This is a genomic window from Streptomyces sp. NPDC048462 (assembly GCF_043200175.1).
Lineage (GTDB): Bacteria > Actinomycetota > Actinomycetes > Streptomycetales > Streptomycetaceae > Streptomyces.
In genome coordinates this window covers 111302-127846 of record NZ_JBICXG010000014.1, presented here as the reverse complement: position 1 = coordinate 127846, position 16545 = coordinate 111302, and the positions used below count along the sequence as shown (strand labels likewise).

The 16545-nt window shown below is 69.5% G+C and carries 18 protein-coding genes and 1 pseudogene; 5 read left to right on the top strand and 14 right to left on the bottom strand.

Annotated features, from left to right (window positions below; translation table 11 throughout):
- Positions 1-200: 200 nt before the first annotated feature.
- The 5 genes from ACGFU6_RS23545 to ACGFU6_RS23525 all read right to left on the bottom strand — a co-directional run bounded on the left by ACGFU6_RS23545 (position 201) and on the right by ACGFU6_RS23525 (position 4750).
- The gene (locus tag ACGFU6_RS23545) at positions 201-1553 is read right to left on the bottom strand and encodes a dicarboxylate/amino acid:cation symporter (RefSeq protein WP_393613557.1); all 1353 of its coding nucleotides are present in this window, start codon (positions 1551-1553) and stop codon (positions 201-203) included.
- 409 nt (positions 1554-1962) lie between these two features.
- Complete coding sequence (locus tag ACGFU6_RS23540; protein WP_051386654.1) at positions 1963-2217, bottom strand: DUF4229 domain-containing protein; 255 nt, start codon at positions 2215-2217, stop codon at positions 1963-1965.
- Positions 2218-2391: 174 nt separating this feature from the next.
- Positions 2392-2916, bottom strand: coding sequence for a GNAT family N-acetyltransferase (locus ACGFU6_RS23535; protein ID WP_393613555.1), 525 nt, complete (start codon positions 2914-2916; stop codon positions 2392-2394).
- Positions 2917-3041: 125 nt separating this feature from the next.
- A complete protein-coding gene (gene mqnE / locus ACGFU6_RS23530; RefSeq protein ID WP_073737183.1) occupies positions 3042-4205 on the bottom strand; it encodes an aminofutalosine synthase MqnE in 1164 nt (387 codons plus the stop codon).
- A gap of 89 nt (positions 4206-4294) precedes the next feature.
- Positions 4295-4750 (bottom strand): Lrp/AsnC family transcriptional regulator, encoded by a 456-nt coding sequence (locus ACGFU6_RS23525; RefSeq protein WP_073737182.1) that lies wholly within the window; start codon positions 4748-4750, stop codon positions 4295-4297.
- A 140-nt stretch (positions 4751-4890) separates the two neighbouring features.
- Here ACGFU6_RS23525 and ACGFU6_RS23520 point away from each other — a divergent pair, with 140 nt between their 5' ends.
- Positions 4891-5025: a hypothetical protein gene (locus tag ACGFU6_RS23520; RefSeq protein WP_260255715.1), complete on the top strand. Its 135-nt coding sequence runs from the start codon at positions 4891-4893 to the stop codon at positions 5023-5025.
- Positions 5026-5036: 11 nt separating this feature from the next.
- Here the strand turns inward: ACGFU6_RS23520 and ACGFU6_RS23515 are convergent, their stop codons facing one another.
- Entirely contained in the window at positions 5037-5702 is a 666-nt protein-coding gene (locus ACGFU6_RS23515; RefSeq protein ID WP_123525385.1) for a UbiX family flavin prenyltransferase, read from the bottom strand.
- Between the two features lie 99 nt (positions 5703-5801).
- Between ACGFU6_RS23515 and ACGFU6_RS23510 the strand changes: the two genes are divergently transcribed.
- The gene (locus ACGFU6_RS23510; RefSeq protein ID WP_393613553.1) at positions 5802-6443 is read left to right on the top strand and encodes a rhomboid family intramembrane serine protease; all 642 of its coding nucleotides are present in this window, start codon (positions 5802-5804) and stop codon (positions 6441-6443) included.
- Here the strand turns inward: ACGFU6_RS23510 and mqnP are convergent.
- A complete protein-coding gene (gene mqnP / locus ACGFU6_RS23505; RefSeq protein WP_393613551.1) occupies positions 6379-7296 on the bottom strand; it encodes a menaquinone biosynthesis prenyltransferase MqnP in 918 nt (305 codons plus the stop codon). The genes ACGFU6_RS23510 and mqnP overlap by 65 nt on opposite strands.
- Complete coding sequence (locus ACGFU6_RS23500) at positions 7293-8750, bottom strand: menaquinone biosynthesis decarboxylase (protein WP_393613550.1); 1458 nt, start codon at positions 8748-8750, stop codon at positions 7293-7295. Before ACGFU6_RS23500 ends, mqnP begins: the two co-directional genes overlap by 4 nt.
- 89 nt (positions 8751-8839) lie before the next feature.
- Between ACGFU6_RS23500 and ACGFU6_RS23495 the strand changes: the two genes are divergently transcribed.
- Entirely contained in the window at positions 8840-9238 is a 399-nt protein-coding gene (locus tag ACGFU6_RS23495) for a PLD nuclease N-terminal domain-containing protein (protein ID WP_393613548.1), read from the top strand.
- Between the two features lie 56 nt (positions 9239-9294).
- Here the strand turns inward: ACGFU6_RS23495 and ACGFU6_RS23490 are convergent, their stop codons facing one another.
- Positions 9295-9486 (bottom strand): hypothetical protein, encoded by a 192-nt coding sequence (locus tag ACGFU6_RS23490; RefSeq protein WP_393613546.1) that lies wholly within the window; start codon positions 9484-9486, stop codon positions 9295-9297.
- Between the two features lie 75 nt (positions 9487-9561).
- Positions 9562-10029 (bottom strand): MarR family winged helix-turn-helix transcriptional regulator, encoded by a 468-nt coding sequence (locus ACGFU6_RS23485; protein WP_393613544.1) that lies wholly within the window; start codon positions 10027-10029, stop codon positions 9562-9564.
- Positions 10030-10165: 136 nt separating this feature from the next.
- Here ACGFU6_RS23485 and ACGFU6_RS23480 point away from each other — a divergent pair.
- A pseudogene (locus ACGFU6_RS23480) lies at positions 10166-10858 on the top strand (type 1 glutamine amidotransferase domain-containing protein); the annotation flags it as partial.
- On the top strand, positions 10844-12169 hold the full coding sequence (locus ACGFU6_RS23475; protein WP_393613662.1) for an aldehyde dehydrogenase family protein: 1326 nt from the start codon (positions 10844-10846) through the stop codon (positions 12167-12169). The pseudogene ACGFU6_RS23480 and the gene ACGFU6_RS23475, both read left to right, overlap by 15 nt.
- 68 nt (positions 12170-12237) lie before the next feature.
- Here the strand turns inward: ACGFU6_RS23475 and ccsB are convergent, their stop codons facing one another.
- Genes ccsB through ACGFU6_RS23455 form a run of 4 tightly spaced genes read right to left on the bottom strand, consistent with a single transcriptional unit; the run spans position 12238 to position 16479 of the window.
- Positions 12238-13320, bottom strand: coding sequence for a c-type cytochrome biogenesis protein CcsB (gene ccsB / locus ACGFU6_RS23470; protein ID WP_393613542.1), 1083 nt, complete (start codon positions 13318-13320; stop codon positions 12238-12240).
- Positions 13317-15098, bottom strand: a complete 1782-nt coding sequence (locus tag ACGFU6_RS23465) for a cytochrome c biogenesis protein ResB (RefSeq protein ID WP_393613541.1) — start codon at positions 15096-15098, stop codon at positions 13317-13319. Before ACGFU6_RS23465 ends, ccsB begins: the two co-directional genes overlap by 4 nt.
- A 6-nt stretch (positions 15099-15104) precedes the next feature.
- Positions 15105-15866 carry a cytochrome c biogenesis CcdA family protein gene (locus tag ACGFU6_RS23460; RefSeq protein ID WP_393613539.1) on the bottom strand — a complete coding sequence of 254 codons (762 nt, stop codon included), beginning with the start codon at positions 15864-15866 and terminating at the stop codon, positions 15105-15107.
- 4 nt (positions 15867-15870) lie between these two features.
- Positions 15871-16479: a TlpA family protein disulfide reductase gene (locus tag ACGFU6_RS23455; RefSeq protein ID WP_393613537.1), complete on the bottom strand. Its 609-nt coding sequence runs from the start codon at positions 16477-16479 to the stop codon at positions 15871-15873.
- Positions 16480-16545: the final 66 nt, after the last annotated feature.

Sequence of the window (16545 nt, the reverse complement as noted above, 5' to 3'; positions counted from 1 at the left end):
AATGGTATGGACCATTCGGGCTGGCTGATTCCGATGAGTTCAGCCCTCGCGAATCACCCGTTACGCGACATCCGGAGCAACGCGGGTGACCGAAACAGGCCCTCTGCGAGCCACCGGGCGCAAACCGCCCGGCAACGCGAAATGGGCCCCTCCCCCACAAGGGGGGAGAGGCCCACACGCGAACGACGGGCGGGAGCCGGTCAGACGGCGACGGGCACCCGGTCCGGCTCGCTGTCGCGGACCTCGGCTTCGGCTCCGTCGACCGGGGAGGCCGAGGCCGAGTTGTACATGTCGTGGTCGAGGATCTTCTCGCGGGCCGAGACCAGCACCGGGACGAGGGCCTGGCCGGTCACGTTGGTGGCGGTCCGCATCATGTCCAGGATCGGGTCGATGGCCATCAGCAGGCCGACGCCCTCCAGCGGGAGGCCCAGGGTCGACAGGGTCAGGGTCAGCATGACCGTGGCGCCGGTGAGGCCGGCGGTGGCCGCCGAGCCGATCACGGAGACGAACGCGATCAGGATGTAGTCACCGACACCCAGCTGGACGTCGAAGATCTGCGCGATGAAGATCGCGGCCAGTGCCGGGTAGATCGCGGCGCAGCCGTCCATCTTGGTCGTCGCACCGAACGGGACCGAGAAGGAGGCGTACTCCTTCGGGACGCCGAGGCGCTCGGTGACCTGCTGGGTGACCGGCATGGTGCCGACCGAGGAGCGCGAGACGAAGCCCAGCTGGATCGCGGGCCAGGCGCCCTTGAAGAACTGGAGCGGGCTGACCTTGGCGACGGTGGCCAGGAGCAGCGGGTAGACGCCGAACATGACCAGGGCGCAGCCGATGTAGACGTCGGCGGTGAAGGTCGCGTACTTGCCGATCAGGTCCCAGCCGTAGTCCGCGATGGCGTAGCCGATGAGGCCGATGGTGCCGATCGGGGCGAGCCGGATGACCCACCACAGGGCCTTCTGGAGGAGCTCCAGGATCGACTCGCTGAGGGTGAGGATCGGCTTGGCCTTCTCGCCGAGCTGGATCGCGGCGATACCCGCGACGGCGGCCATGAAGACGATCTGGAGGACGTTCAGCTCGGTGAACGGCGTGATCACGTTGTCCGGGATGATGCCGGTCAGGAAGTCGAGCCAGGAGCCCTTGGTCTCGGAGAGCTTGCCGTCCTTCGGCGAGAGGCCGGTGCCGGAGCCCGGGTTGGTGATCAGGCCGATCGCGAGGCCGATGGCGACCGCGATCAGTGAGGTGATCATGAACCAGAGGACGGTGCGGCCGGCCAGCCGGGCGGCGTTGTTGACCTTGCGCAGATTGGTGACCGACACCAGGATCGCGAAGAAGACGAGGGGGGCGACGGCCAGCTTCAGCAGCTGGACGAAGATGTGGCCCACCTTGTCGAGCGTGGTGTAGAGCCAGCCGATGTCCTGGCTGCGGGCGAGCCAGCCGAGCAGTACGCCGAGGACGAGACCGGCGACTATCTGGGCCCAGAACGGGACCTTGGGTATGCGGAAACCGGAGCCGGAGGGCTCTTCGGTGGTGGCGGACGCGGGGTTCGCGGACACGGACACACTCCAGATGTGACGCATCGGGACGCACGGGGACGGTGTGCGGAGGGGACGGGGTGCGGCGCCCGCGTCAGAGGCGGCGCCGCTGCATGATGCCGTTCAGACGTTGCGGCAACAGACCGCGGACATACAGCGGCAGAGATCGACATGCAGGCGCGCCACGAGCGGGATGCTCGGGGCAGGTCGTAGGCGCACAGCTGTCTTCATGCCGAACACGTTAACACTTGAACTTTGAGAACCTCAAAGGTCTTCTTTGATGTGAGACTGCGCCTGTACACCCGGCGACACCCGGCAGCAGTCCCCAACTGGCCCCGGGGGAACGCGAAAACCCCAGTACAGGAGCGTTCGCTCCAGCGCTGGGGTTTCGGGAAGAATTGGTGCGGGTGTGAGGCAGCTTACATTTCCCCTACTGGGTGACGCTGTCCTCGCGGGTCCGGTTCGCCTCCAGGCGCGCCTTGGTCCGGTCGACCTTGGACACGATCTGCTCGGACATCTCGTCGCGCTGCTTGCGCAGCAGTACGTAGCTGAGCGGCGCGGAGAGCACGAGGGCGAGCAGGATGACCCAGATGATGTTCGAGCCGCCCGCCCCGGACGGCAGCAGCCCGTAGTTGACGGCCACGGCGGCGAGCGCGAAGCAGCCGACGAAGATACTGAGACGCATCGCGGTGTACCGGATCATTGCGCTCGGCTTTGCAGCGGACACAGCTCGCCTTCTCTCTACGTGACAGTCCTGCCCGTCCAGTGAAGCATGCCCCGTAATCGAGCGGTTCGCGGGGCTCCGCACAAGGGCCGGTTCGACGAGAGGCTCCGAGGACCCCTGAGGAGCCCGCCCTCCTCAGCCGAGCGGCAGCAGCATGACGATGTCGTCGCGGTCGTCCCCGTCGGCCACCCGGATCGCCCCCGGCACCCGCCCGACCTCCTTGTAGCCGCAGGCGGCGTAGAAGCGGTCGGCGCCCGTGCCGCCCCGGCAGGTGAGCCGGATGGCCTCGATGCCCTCGATGGAGCGTGCGGCGTCGGCGGCCGAGGCCATCAGGTCGCGTCCGTAGCCCCGGCCCTGGTGGCGGGGGTGGACCATCACCGTGTAGAGCCAGACCCAGTGCGTCATCAGCCGGTGGGTGTTGCGGGTCAGGAAGGCGGTGGCGGCCACGGCGCCGTCCTCGTCGCGGCCGACCAGCAGCCGGGTGCGCTCCTCGGTCATGGCGACGAGGTGCTTGACCAGCTCGGGCCGGACGTCCTCGACCGTGACGGGCGGCACAAAGCCCACCGCGCCGCCCGCGTTGGACACATCGGCCCAGAGTGCGGCGATGCCGTCCCGCAGCGGCCTGTCGAACGGCGGGTCCAACTCAAACGTAAGTGCCATACAGGCAGATTAACTATTACGGACGCTGCCCTCAAACCCTGTCCGGAACGCGAGAAAGCTCCGGCCGGGGACGGCGGCCGGAGCTCTCGTACGGCGTTGCGCGCACCCCGGGGGCGCGCCGGGGTTCAGACCCGCATGGGCTGCGGCGACTCGCGCCGGTCCGCGTCCGGGCCCGGGTACTCGCGGAGGATCTCGTACCGGGTGTTGCGCTCGACGGGCCGGAAGCCGGCGTCGCGGATCAGGTCCAGCAGGTCCTCGCGGCCGAGCTTGTTCGGCGTGCCGTAGTTGTCCGCGTCGTGCGTGATCTTGTACTCGACGACCGAGCCGTCCATGTCGTCCGCGCCGTGCTGCAGCGCGAGCTGGGCGGTCTGCACACCGTGCATCACCCAGAACACCTTGACGTGCGGGACGTTGTCGAAGAGCAGCCGGGAGACCGCGAAGGTCTTCAGCGCCTCCGCGCCGGTCGCCATCGTCGTGCGCGCCTGGAGCTTGTTGCGGACCTTGCCGTCCTTCATGTCCACGAAGTCGTGCTGGTAGCGCAGCGGGATGAAGACCTGGAAGCCGCCGGTCTCGTCCTGGAGCTCACGCAGCCGCAGCACGTGGTCGACGCGGTGACGGGGCTCCTCGATGTGCCCGTACAGCATCGTCGCCGGGGTCTTGAGACCCTTCTCGTGCGCGAGCCGGTGGATGCGCGACCAGTCCTCCCAGTGGGTGGCGTGGTCGACGATGTGCTGACGGACCTCCCAGTCGAAGATCTCCGCGCCGCCGCCGGTCAGCGACTCCAGACCGGCGTCGATCAGCTCGTCGAGGATCTCGGAGGCGGAGAGCCCGGAGATGGTCTCGAAGTGGTGGATCTCGGTGGCGGTGAACGCCTTGAGGGAGACCTCCGGCAGCGCTTCCTTCAGCGCGCTCAGCGAACGCGGGTAGTAGCGCCACGGCAGGGTGGGGTGCAGCCCGTTGACGATGTGCAGCTCGGTGAGGTTCTCGCCCTGCATCGCCTTCGCGAGGCGCACGGCCTCCTCGATGCGCATCGTGTACGCGTCCTTCTCGCCCGGCTTGCGCTGGAACGAGCAGTACGCGCAGGACGCGGTGCACACGTTCGTCATGTTGAGGTGGCGGTTGACGTTGAAGTGGACGACGTCGCCGTTCTTGCGCGTACGCACCTCATGGGCCAGACCGCCGAGCCAGGCCAGGTCGTCGGACTCGTAGAGCGCGATCCCGTCCTCGCGGGTCAGCCGCTCGCCGGCCCGGACCTTCTGCTCCAGCTCGCGCTTGAGTCCCGCGTCCACTAGGGCGCCTCCCATTTCTCTACGTAACAGACTTCGCTCACCGTACTCCCCCGCCCGGAGCGGCCCGGGGACCCCCTCGGCTCTCCCCGTCAGCCCTCTTCGGGCAGCTCGCCGACGCGGTTCTCCCACTTGGTGGACAGCACGATCGTGGTGCGGGTGCGCGAGACGCCCCGGGTGCCGCTGAGGCGGCGGATGGTCTTCTCCAGGCCGTCCACGTCGCCGACGCGCACCTTGAGCATGTAGGAGTCGTCCCCCGCGATGAACCAGGCGTCCTCGATCTCGGCGAGGTCCTTCAGCCGGTGCGCGACGTCCTCGTGGTCGGCGGCGTCGGAGAGCGAGATGCCGATCAGGGCCGTGACGCCGAGGCCCAGGGAGGCCGCGTCGACGGTGGCGCGGTAGCCGGTGATGACCCCGGCGGACTCCAGCCGGTTGATGCGGTCGGTGACGCTGGGCCCGGAGAGCCCCACGAGCCGGCCCAGCTCGGCGTACGAGGCCCTGCCGTTCTCCCTGAGGGCCTGGATGAGCTGCCTGTCCACCGCGTCCATGTGAATGGAACCTTCCATTAATCAGCAGTATCGCGAGTCTATGTGTAGAATCTAAGGCACGCAGGCGTCAGAGCCTGCAAATCTTCCCGAGCATCCAAAAAATGCTTTCGAATCTTCGAATCTTCAGGAGTGAGAACACCGTGTACACGATCGAGATGGCCTACGCCCGGATGCGCGAGCTGCAGGACCTGGCCAACCGCTCGCGTGCCCATCAGCCCGCCGCCGCGCACCGGGTCGACCGGACCCGCACCCCGCGCGCGCCCAAGAAGCGCTGACCCCTCCCGGTTCAGCCACGGGAGCCGCCACCGAGCTCTCCCTCCCAGCGGCGGTACAGCTGGTGCGGCACCCCTGCCGCGTCCAGCACCCGCCCCGCGACGAAGTCCACCAGATCCTGGATGTGCGTCGCACCCGCGTAGAACGCCGGAGAGGCGGGCAGCACGACCGCGCCCGCCTCGTCCAGGGCCACCAGCGCCTTGAGCGTCTGTCCGCTGAGCGGGGTCTCGCGGACGGCGACGACCAGCTTCCGCCGCTCCTTGAGCGTCACGCTCGCGGCCCGCTGCAGCAGATCCTTCGAGAGCCCGAGCGCCACCCCGGCCACGCACGCCGTCGAGGCCGGGACGATCAGCATGCCCTTCGCCGGGTACGAACCCGAGGACGGCCCGGCCGCCAGGTCACCGGCCGCCCAGTGCCGTACCCCCGACACGTCCACGTCGAAGGTGTGCGGCTTGCCGTCGGCGCCACGCGCCAGCCAGCCGCGCAGGTCCTCCTGCCAGTGCGCGTCGCGGAACGCGATCCCCGTCTCGTCCAGCAGGGTCAGCCGCGACGCCCGGCTCACCACGAGATCGACGCTCTCCCCCGCGGCCAGCAGACCACGCAGCACCGCGGCGGCGAATGGCGTGCCCGAAGCGCCCGAAACCCCGACAATCCAAGGCTGCCGCTGCTGCTGACTCACTGAAATCCCGGAATCCACAGAACCGAGCCTATCCGGCACGCGCCATCCGGAACCGAGCCAGGGGCTCCGTGCGTTCCGACGTGTGAAGGGGGGCGTTCCATGAACGGCATGCGCATGACGACCGGGGCCCGCGTCCTCGCGGCGGGCGCGGTCATGCTGGGCTGGGTCGGGCTGCTCTGGGTCCTGGAGGGCATCGACCTCGCGACCGGCCACAGCCTCGACAGCCACGGGATAAGCCCCCGCGAGCCGGGTGAACTGCTCGACATCGTGCCCGCCGCCTTCCTGCACGGCGGCTGGGCCCACGTCGCGTCGAACAGCGTCCCGCTGCTGGTCCTCGGCTTCATAGCCGCGCTGGGCGGGCTGCGCCGCTTCGCCGGCGTGGTGCTCACCGTGATCGTCACCGGCGGCCTGGGCGTCTGGCTCGTCGCCCCTGCGAACACGATCACGCTCGGCGCGTCGGGCGTGGTCTTCGGCCTCTTCGGCTACCTGCTGGTCCGCGGCTTCGTGGACCGCCGCCCGCTGGACGTGGTCATCGGCGTGATCGTCGCCGCGGTGTACGGCTCGCTGCTCCAGGGCGTCCTGCCGACCGACCCGGGCGTCAGCTGGCAGGGCCACCTCTTCGGCCTGGCCGGCGGGGCGCTGGCCGCGTTCGTCCTGCGCCGGGGCGCCCGGCCGCTCAGACCGTCAGGCCCCGCAGCAGCAGATCCAGCAGGGCACACGCGAACAGGGCCATTCCGATGAACCCGTTGACCGAGAAGAACGCCCGGTTCAGCCGCGACAGATCGTGCGGCCGCACCACCCGGTGCTCGTACACGAAGGCGACGGCGACGATCACCATGCCGATCCAGTAGAAGAGCCCCGCCCCGGTGGCCAGGCCGAACCAGACCAGCAGTCCCGTCGTCACCGCGTGACAGACCCGCGCGCCCCACAGCGCCGCCGGGATGCCGAAGCGCGCCGGGAACGACAGCACCCCGTGGGCGCGGTCGGCCTGCACGTCCTGGCAGGCGAAGATCAGGTCGAAGCCGCCGATCCAGATCCCGACGGCGAGCCCCAGGATCACCGCGTCCCACGACCAGCTCCCGGTCACCGCCAGCCAGGCGCCGACCGGCCCCATGGCCTGGGCGATACCCAGGATCGCGTGCGGGTAGTTCGTGAACCGCTTCCCGTACGGGTAGACGACCATCGGGATCACCGCGAGCGGTGCGAGGGCCAGACAGAGCGGGTTGAGCAGCGCCGCCGCGCCGAGGAAGACGACGACGGCGACGAGCGCCCCCGTCCACGCCGAGCGCACCGACACCGCGCCGGTCACCAGCTCACGCCCGGCGGTGCGCGGATTGCGGGCGTCGATCTCCCGGTCGATGATCCGGTTCGCGGCCATCGCGAAGGTGCGCAGCCCGACCATCGCGACGGTGACGAGCAGCAGGGTGACCCAGTGGATCGACTCGTCGTCGTGGAACATCGCGGTGAGGGCGGCGATGAACGCGAAGGGCAGCGCGAAGACCGAGTGCTCGATCATCACGAGCCGCAGGAACGCTCTGACCTTGCTGTTCGGTCGCGCGGGCTCGGAGCCCAGGGTCGCTTCGGCGGCGCTCACAGTCCGTATTCCTTCCACCGGCGGTCGACCTTCGCCGCCGTGTCCGGGTCGGACTCGACCATGTCCGGCCAGCCCCCGTCCCGGGTGTAGCCCTCCTCGGGCCACTTCTCCGTCGCGTCGATGCCCGCCTTGCCGCCCCAGAACTGCTGGTAGGAGGCGTGGTCGAGATGGTCGACGGGCCCCTCGGCGACGGTCAGGTCCCGCGCGTAGTCGGTGTTGCCGAGCGCCCGCCAGGACACCTCGTGCAGATCGTGGACGTCGCAGTCGGAGTCCACGACGACGATCAGCTTGGTCAGCGACATCATGTGGGCGCCCCAGATGGCGCTCATCACCTTCTGGGCGTGCTTCGGGTACTTCTTGTCGATCGAGACGATCGCGCAGTTGTGGAAGCCACCGGACTCGGGCAGGTGGTAGTCCACGATGTCCGGCACGATGATCTTGAGCAGCGGCAGGAAGAACCGCTCGGTGGCCCGGCCCAGCGGCCCGTCCTCGGTCGGCGGCCGGCCGACCACGATCGACTGGAGCAGCGGACGCTTGCGCATGGTCACGCAGTCGATGGTCAGCGCGGGGAACGGCTCCTGCGGCGTGTAGAAGCCGGTGTGGTCGCCGAACGGTCCCTCGGGCAGCGTCTCACCGGGCTCCAGCCAGCCCTCGATGACGACCTCGGCGTTGGCCGGGACCTGGAGCGGGACGGTCTTGCAGTCGACCATCTCGATGCGCTTGCCCTGGATGAACCCGGCGAACAGGTACTCGTCGATGTCGCCGGGCAGCGGCGCGGTGGAGGCGTACGTCACCGCGGGCGGCGCCCCGAAGGCGATGGCGACCGGCAGGCGTTCGCCGCGCCTGGCGGCGACCTGGTAGTGGTTGCGGCTGTCCTTGTGGATCTGCCAGTGCATCCCGATGGTGCGGCGGTCATGGCGCTGGAGCCGGTAGAGCCCCAGGTTCCGCACGCCCGTCTCGGGGTGCTTGGTGTGGGTGAGCCCGAGGTTGAAGAACGAGCCGCCGTCCTTGGGCCAGGTGAACAGTGCGGGCAGCTGGTCCAGGTCCACGTCGTCGCCGGTGAGGACGACCTCCTGGACGGGGGCGTTCTCCGCCTTCACCTTCTTCGGCGGTACGTGGACCATCGTGCCGAGCTTGCCGAAGGCCTCCCGGACGCCGACGAAGCCGTGCGGCAGCTCCGGCTTGAGGAGCCCGCCGATCTTGTCGCTGATCTCGGAGTAGGACGTCAGCCCGAGCGCCTTCAGGAGCCGCTTGTCGGTGCCGAACACGTTCATGGCCAGGGGCATCGAGGAGCCCTTGACGTTCTCGAAGAGCAGCGCGGGCCCGCCGGCCTTGTTCACCCGGTCGACGATCTCACCGACCTCCAGATAGGGGTCGACCTCGGCCTTGATGCGCTTGAGCTCGCCCTCGCGCTCCAGAGCCCGGAGGAGGGATCGAAGATCGTCGTAAGCCATACGCCCCAGTATCGGCCACCCGCTACCCTGGGCCCGTCACCGGGGCGGGGCTTCGCCCCGCCAACTCTCCTCGGGGGGAAACTTCCACCATGCTCCGGGCCCTGATCTATCTCCTGCCGCTGGCGCTGACGATCTTCGCGTTCATCGACTGCCTGAACACCCCGGAGGACGAGGCGAAGCACCTGCCGAAGATCGCCTGGGTCTTCATCATCCTGCTGTTCTGGATCGTCGGCCCGATCGTGTGGCTGGCCGCGGGCAAGGTGCGCGAGGTGCCGGCCGACGGCCGTACGCCCTCGGAGTGGCACCGCAACGGGCGCTCCCGGTGGGTGGCGCCGGACGACAATCCCGAGTTCCTCAAGTCCCTGAAGGAAGAGAACCAGCAGGACGAGGCGGTCCTCAAGGACTGGGAGGCGGACCTGCGCCGCCGCGAGGACGAGCTCAAGCGGCGTGAGAGCGGCGGCCTGGACGATCCCGCGCCCGGCGTCTGACCGGTGTGTGCGGGGCCGGGTCCGGGCAGGATGCCCGGCCCCGGCCCCGCGGTGCTTCACGGGCGGTCGAGCGGTTCGGCCGCCTTCGTCATCGGGCCCCCGGCGTCACCGGTGTTGAGCGTTCCGGCCGGTTCGAACAGCAGGATCGCGGTCTCCCCGTCCGCCACGGGGCAGTGCTCCACTCCTCGGGGAACGACGAACAGCTCGCCCGTCTCCAGGCCCACCTGAACCGCCACTTCGTACGGCACACGGGTACGACCCCGGGGCGCTACGGGCGTCCCGGGCCCGCCGGAGCCTGACCGGGCGCCGGCGGCCCCCGCCGGCTACCGCGCGTACAGCAGCCGCCCCAGCCGTTCGAGCAGCGGCAGCAGCGCTGTGCGCTCCTGCGGTGTGAGCGCTTCGAGGGCGCCGTGCACGGCGCGCATCTCGGCGCGGATGGTGTGGGCGAGCGCGGTGCCCTCGGGGGTGCGGCTCGCGACCTTGGAGCGGCGGTCGCCAGGTGCGGGGGTGCGGACGACCAGGCCGCGGGCCTCCATGCGGCCGATGAGGCCGGTGGCGTTGGACGCGTCGCAGACGAGGTGGGCGGCCAGGGCGCTCATCGGCATGGGCGCGTTGAGCGCGATCAGCGCGCGGGCCTGCGAGGTGGACAGTCCGTGGCGGGCGGCGACGGCGGTGAGGTCGTCGTGGTGGCCGCGCACGACGAGGGCCAGCGGCTCCAGGAGGTCTTCCGGGGCGGGGGCGGCCCGATCGTCCGGAGCAGTGTCGGCGCGGGGCGTCGGTTCGGTGGTCATGGTCGGCCATTCTTCGATCGGCATCAGCCGACATTTATTTGACATGCTCAATATTTGGCAGTTACATGAAATGAATTGCTTGAGCATATCAAGTTCTGAGCCAGACCCGCTCGCCAGCTTTGCAGGGAGTACCCCCATGCCCTCCGTACTGTTCGTTCTCACCGGCGCCGACCACTGGACCCTCAACGACGCCACCACCCACCCCACCGGGTTCTGGGCCGAGGAGCTGGCCGCACCGCACCGGGTCTTCACCGAAGCCGGATACGCCGTCACCCTCGCCACCCCCGGCGGCGTCACCCCCACCGTCGACGCGGGCAGCCTGAGCGCCGCCGCCAACGGCGGACAGGCGCAGGCCGACACCGTCGCCGCGTACCTCGACTCGATCGGCCCCGAGCTCCGCGCACCGGCCCGGCTGGAGGACATCCACCCGGACCGCTACGACGCCGTGTTCTACCCGGGCGGCCACGGGCCCATGGAGGACCTCGCCGTCAGCGAGCTCTCCGGGCGGCTGCTGACCGCCGCGCTCGACTCCGGCACCCACCTCGGCATGCTCTGCCACGCCCCGGCCGCCCTGCTCGCCGCCCGCCGCGAGGACGGCTCCTGGCCCTTCGCCGGCTACCGCATGACCGGCTTCAGCAACGCCGAGGAGTCCATCGGCGGGCTCGCCGACAAGGCGCCCTGGCTGCTGGAGGACCGGCTCGTCCAACTGGGCGCCGACTACACCGCCGCCGCCCCCTTCGCCCCGAACACCGTCACCGACCGCACCCTGCACACCGGCCAGAACCCGGCCTCCTCCGAGCAGCTCGCCCACGAGATCGTCGACGCCCTCGCCCCCGTCGAGACCCCGGCCGAGACCGTCGACCGCCTCCGCTGCACCTTCCGTACCGGCCGCACCAAGAGCCTCGACTGGCGCACCGCCCAGCTCACGCAGCTGCGCGCGCTGCTCACCGAACGCGGTGACGAACTGGCCGACGCGCTCCACGCCGACCTCGGCAAGAGCCGCAAGGAGGCCTACCGCACCGAGATCGACTTCACGGTCCGCGAGATCGACCACACACTGGAGCACCTGGCCGAGTGGCTGCGGCCCGAGCCCGCCCCCGTACCGGCCCGCCTCGGCGGGGCCACGGCACGCACCGTGCAGGACCCGCTCGGCGTCGTCCTGGTCATCGCGCCCTGGAACTACCCGGTCCAGCTGCTGCTCGCCCCGGTCGTCGGCGCGCTGGCCGCCGGCAACACCGTGCTGGCCAAGCCGAGCGAACTGGCGCCCGCCACCTCCGCGGCCGTCGCACGGCTGCTGCCCCGCTACCTCGACGAGGACGCGGTCGCCGTCGTGGAGGGCGCGGTCCCCGAGACCACCGCGCTGCTCGCCGAGCGCTTCGACCACATCTTCTACACCGGCAACGGCACGGTGGGCCGGATCGTGATGGCCGCCGCGGCGAAGCACCTGACCCCGGTGACCCTCGAACTGGGCGGCAAGTCGCCGGTCTTCGTCGACCGGGACACGGACCTGAAGGCCGTCGCGGGACGGCTGGCAGCAGGCAAGTTCCTGAACGCGGGCCAGACCTGCGTCGCCCCCGACTACGTACTGACCGACCCGCAGACCGCCCCCGCCCTCGCGGACGCGCTCGCCACCGCCGTCGAGGAGCTCTACGGGGCGGACGCCTCCACGCACCCGGAGTACGGCCGGATCGTGAACCGGCGCCACTTCGACCGGCTGACCGCCCTCCTCGGCTCGGGCCGCACCGTGACCGGCGGCACGTACGACCGGGACGGCAAGTACATCGCCCCGACCGTGCTGGCCGACGTGGCACCGGACGCGCCCGTCATGCGGGAGGAGATCTTCGGCCCGGTGCTGCCGGTCGTCACGGTGGACGGCCTCGACGAGGCGATCGCGTTCATCAACGACCGGGACAAGCCGCTGGCCCTGTACGCGTTCACCGAATCGGACGCGGTACGCGAACGGCTGGTCGCCGAGACGTCCTCGGGCGCCGTCGGGATCGGGCTGCCGCTGGCCCACCTGACCGTCTCGGACCTGCCATTCGGCGGGGTCGGCGAGAGCGGCATGGGCAGCTACCACGGCCGCTACTCACTGGAGACGTTCAGCCACCGCAAGGCGGTCCTGGACACGCCTCTCGCCTGAGCGCGGCAACGGCGACGGCCCGCACCCCGGAGAAAAGGGATGCGGGCCGTCGCCGTGTACCGGCCGGATCAGACTCCGGCGTAGGAGTGCTTGCCGGTGACGAAGATGTTCACGCCGTAGTAGTTGAAGATCCAGCAGCCGAAGGCGATCAGCGCCAGGTAGGCGGCCTTGCGGCCCTTCCAGCCGGCGGTGGCGCGGGCGTGCAGGTAGCAGGCGTACGCGACCCAGGTGATGAAGGACCAGACCTCCTTGGGGTCCCAGCCCCAGTACCGGCCCCAGGCGTCGCCCGCCCAGATCGCGCCCGCGATGATCGTGAACGTCCACAGCGGGAAGACCGCCGCGTTGATCCGGTACGAGAACTTGTCGAGGCTGGAGGCGGCGGGCAGCCGCGAGAGCACGGACTCGGCGAACGCGCCCGGCCGGCCCCCGTTGGCGATCTTGCTCTCGTAGCTGTCGCGGAAGAGGTACATCAGCGTGCCGGCCCCGCCGATGAAGAACACCGCACCGCAGATGATCGCGGTGGAGACGTGGATCCACAGCCAGTACGAGTGCAGCGCGGGCACCAGCTGGTCGCTGGAGGTGTACAGCAGCGTCGTCGCGATACCGAGGTCCAGCAGCACCGCCGTGACCAGCAGCAGCCCCATCCAGCGCACGTTCTTCTTCAGCGCGAGCAGCACCAGGTACGCGGCCACCACCACCACGGAGAAGGTGATGGAGAACTCGTACATGTTGCCCCAGGGGGCACGCTGCACGGACATCGCGCGGGCGATGACCCCGCCGGCCTGGACGAGGAAGGCGAGCACGGTCAGCGAGACCGCGATCCGCCCGTACAGGTCGCCCTTGAACGTGCCGCCGGCCGCGCCGGGCCCGTCCGGGACATCGCGGGATCCGGCTGCGGACCGGGTGACGATCTTCGGCCGGTCCAGTACGGCGGTGCCCCCGGACTTCTGCGCGACCTCGACCTTCACCGTCGCTGCGGCGGACTCCTCGGTGGTCAGCGCGGCGGCGGTGCGGCCCACCTTGCTGCGGCTGCCGAACACCCACTCCGCGATGTGCGCGAAGAAGGCCAGCGTGTAGACGGCCATCGACGAATAGATCAGCACATTGCTGGTGTGTGCCAGATTCTCGTTGGTTGCGGCGGCGAGATTCACTTCTCAGCCCCTTCGGAAGGTTCTGCGGAGGACGCGTCGACTACGTCGGGGTCCGGATCGGTGTCGGGGTCGTTGTCGGGGCCGGACGCCATGGGCGCCGCGGCGTTGAGCGTGACCGCGAGATCGGCCAGCTCCTCGGGAAGCTTCGCGGACTCGCTGCGGCCGAGCCCCGCCATCTCGACGACGGTGACACCGTCGGCGCCACGCACGGCACGGACCCAGATCCGGCGCCGCTGGATGAACAGCGAGCCGGCCAGCCCGGCGATCGCACCGATCGCACCGGTGAGCGCCCAGCCGCTGGCGGGCTGCTCGGAGATCTGGAAGCTGGCCCACTCCTGGATGCCCTCGAACTTGATGGAGCCGGCGCCCTCGGGCAGCTTCATCGTCTCGCCGACCAGGAGGCGCTGCTTGAGCTGCTTGCCCTTGGAGTCCTTGAACTCCTTCATCTTGGTCTTGTCGAGCTGGTACACGTTCTGCGCCAGGCCGGAGTCGACGCCGAGCGAGCCGTGGAAGCCGTTGAGCGCGAGGACCGGCATGTCGGCGGCCGGGAACTGCGAGAACATCGTGCCCTTGCCGTTGCCGGCGAAGGTCGGCACGAAGAAGGCCTGGAAGCCCAGCTGGTCCTTCTTGCCGTTCTTGTCGCGGTAGCCGTCCATCACCTTGATCGCACCGGACGAGGTGACGTTGTTGTCGATGGGCAGCAGCGGCACGGCGGCCTTGTAGACCTCCTTGCCCCGGCCGTCCCGTACGGAGACGACGGGCGCGTAGCCGTGGGCGTTGAGGTAGACCTTCGTACCGTCGACGACGAGCGGCTCGTTGACCTTGATGACCTTCTTCTTCGGCTTGCCGTAGGCGCCGTCGGCGTACGTCACGTGCGCCTCGTACGTCCGGGGAGTGCCGATCTGCGGGCCGCTGCGCTCGTACGTGCCGACGAACTTGTCGAGGGTGAAGCTGAAGGGGGCCAGCGAATCCTGGTCGAAGAGGGAGCCGGACTTGAAGTCGTCGTACTGGGTGATCGTGTTGGAGAACCCGTCACCCTCGACGATCAGCTTGGCGCCCTCGGACTTGAACAGCTGCCCCCAGGCGAAGGCCACCAGCATCACGATCAGCGCGATGTGGAACATCAGGTTCCCGGCCTCGCGCAGATAGCCCTTCTCGGCGGCGACCGCGTCACCCTCGACATGGGCCCGGTAGCGGCGCCTGCGCAGCATCGCGCGGGCGGCCTCGCGGACGTCTTCGGGTTCGGCCTCGGTGCGCCAGGTGGTGTACGCGGGCAGCCGGGTCAGCCGCCTGGGCGCGCCGGGGGCACGGCTGCGCAGCTGGCCGACGAAGGTGCCGGTGCGCGGCACGATGCAGCCGATGAGCGAGATGAACAGCAGGATGTAGATCGCGGAGAACCACACCGAGCTGTAGACGTCGAAGAACTGGAGCTTCTCGTAGATCGGCGAGACGGTGGGGTGGAGGCCCTTGAAGGTCTGCACCTTGAGCTCGTCGACGCTGTTCTGCGGGATCAGCGAGCCGGGGATGGCGCCGAGCGACAGCAGGAACAGCAGGATCAGGGCGACCCGCATGGAGGTGAGCTGCCGCCAGAACCAGCGGACCCAGCCGATGACCCCCATGGCGGGGAGGTTCGCCAGGGACTCCTCGCGCGGGGCGGTGGAGAGCTGGGAGCCGGCGGCGCCCAGCTCACGGGCGGTCTCCCGGTCCTGCTCGGCACGTACCTCACGCTCGTCGGGGCGCTCGCGCTCCTGGGACGGGTTGGACTTGGTGTTGCTCATCGGTACTCAGATCCCCACCGTGAAGCCGGCGGACCAGCCCTGTAGTTCCTGCATCATGCTGCCCCACACGCCGGTCAGCAGGAGCAGTCCGGTCACGATCATCATGCCGCCGCCGATGCGCATGACCCAGGCGTAGTGGCGCTTGACCCAGCCGAACGCGCCGAGTGCCTTGCGGAAGGCGACAGCGGCGAGCACGAACGGGATGCCGAGGCCGAGGCAGTAGGCGACGGTCAGTATCGCCCCGCGTCCGGCGGTGCCCTGGCCCATCGCCAGGATGCTCACCGAGCTCAGGGTCGGCCCGAGACAGGGCGTCCAGCCGATCCCGAAGAGCGCACCGAGCAGCGGGGCGCCCAGCAGGCCGGTCACCGGCTTCTTGTGGATACGGAACTCGCGCTGGGTCATCCACGGCATCAGGCCCATGAAGAAGACGCCCATCAGGATCATCAGCACGCCGAGGACCTTGGTGAGCGGGCCGCTGTTCGCCTGGAGCGTGTCGCCGAAGTAACCGAAGAGCGCGCCGCCGGAGACGAACACGGCGGTGAATCCGGCCACGAAGAGCGAGGCACCCGCGACCATCCGCCCCCGCCGCGCGTCCGCCAGATCGGCGCCGCTGACTCCGGTGACGTAACTGAGGTAGCCGGGGACGAGCGGCAGGACGCAGGGCGAGAAGAAGGAGACGAGCCCGCCGAGCAGGGCGACGGGCAGGGCGACCAGCAGGGCCCCGTTCAGGACCGTCTCGTTCTGTGTGGCGGAGGCGAGGGTGATCACCTGATCACTTCTCCGCGATCAGCGGGTCGAGCATCTTGTGCAGGTTGGTGTCGTCGAGCGGGCCCACGAACCGGGCGGCCAGCTTGCCGTCCCGGTCGATGACGACGGTCGACGGGATGGACTGGAGCTTGAACGTGCCCTTGGGGAATCGCAGGAGGAGCTTCCCGGTCGGGTCGTAGAAGCTCGGGTAGGTGACCCCGAAGTCCTTCTCGAAGCTGATCGCCTGGGCGCGTTCCGCGTCGCGGGTGTTGACGCCGACGAACTGGACGCCCTGGCCCTCGGTGGCCTTGGCGACCTTGGTGAAGTACTTCGCTTCGAGTCTGCAGGGCGCGCACCACGAGCCCCAGGCGTTGAGGACGACGATCTTGCCCTTGTAGTCGGCGAGGTCGAGTGCCTTGCCGTCCAGGCTCTTGCCGTCGAGCTTCGGGGCTTCGGCCCGCTCGCCCTTGGCCGCGGTGGAGATTCCGCTGTTGCCCGTGACGAAGTTCGTGTCGCCGCCGCCGCCGGTCTTGTTGCCGGAGTCGCACGCGCTCAGGGCCAGTGCGAGCGCGGCTGCCACCGCGGGGGCGGCGAGCAGGGTGAAGCGGCGTCGGGGTGCGCGGCCATGGCTCATGTGAAAAGTTTCGCATGGCGGTTTCGGGGATCTTGGGCACCCCCCTCGGTGCCCGTAAAGCCCGTT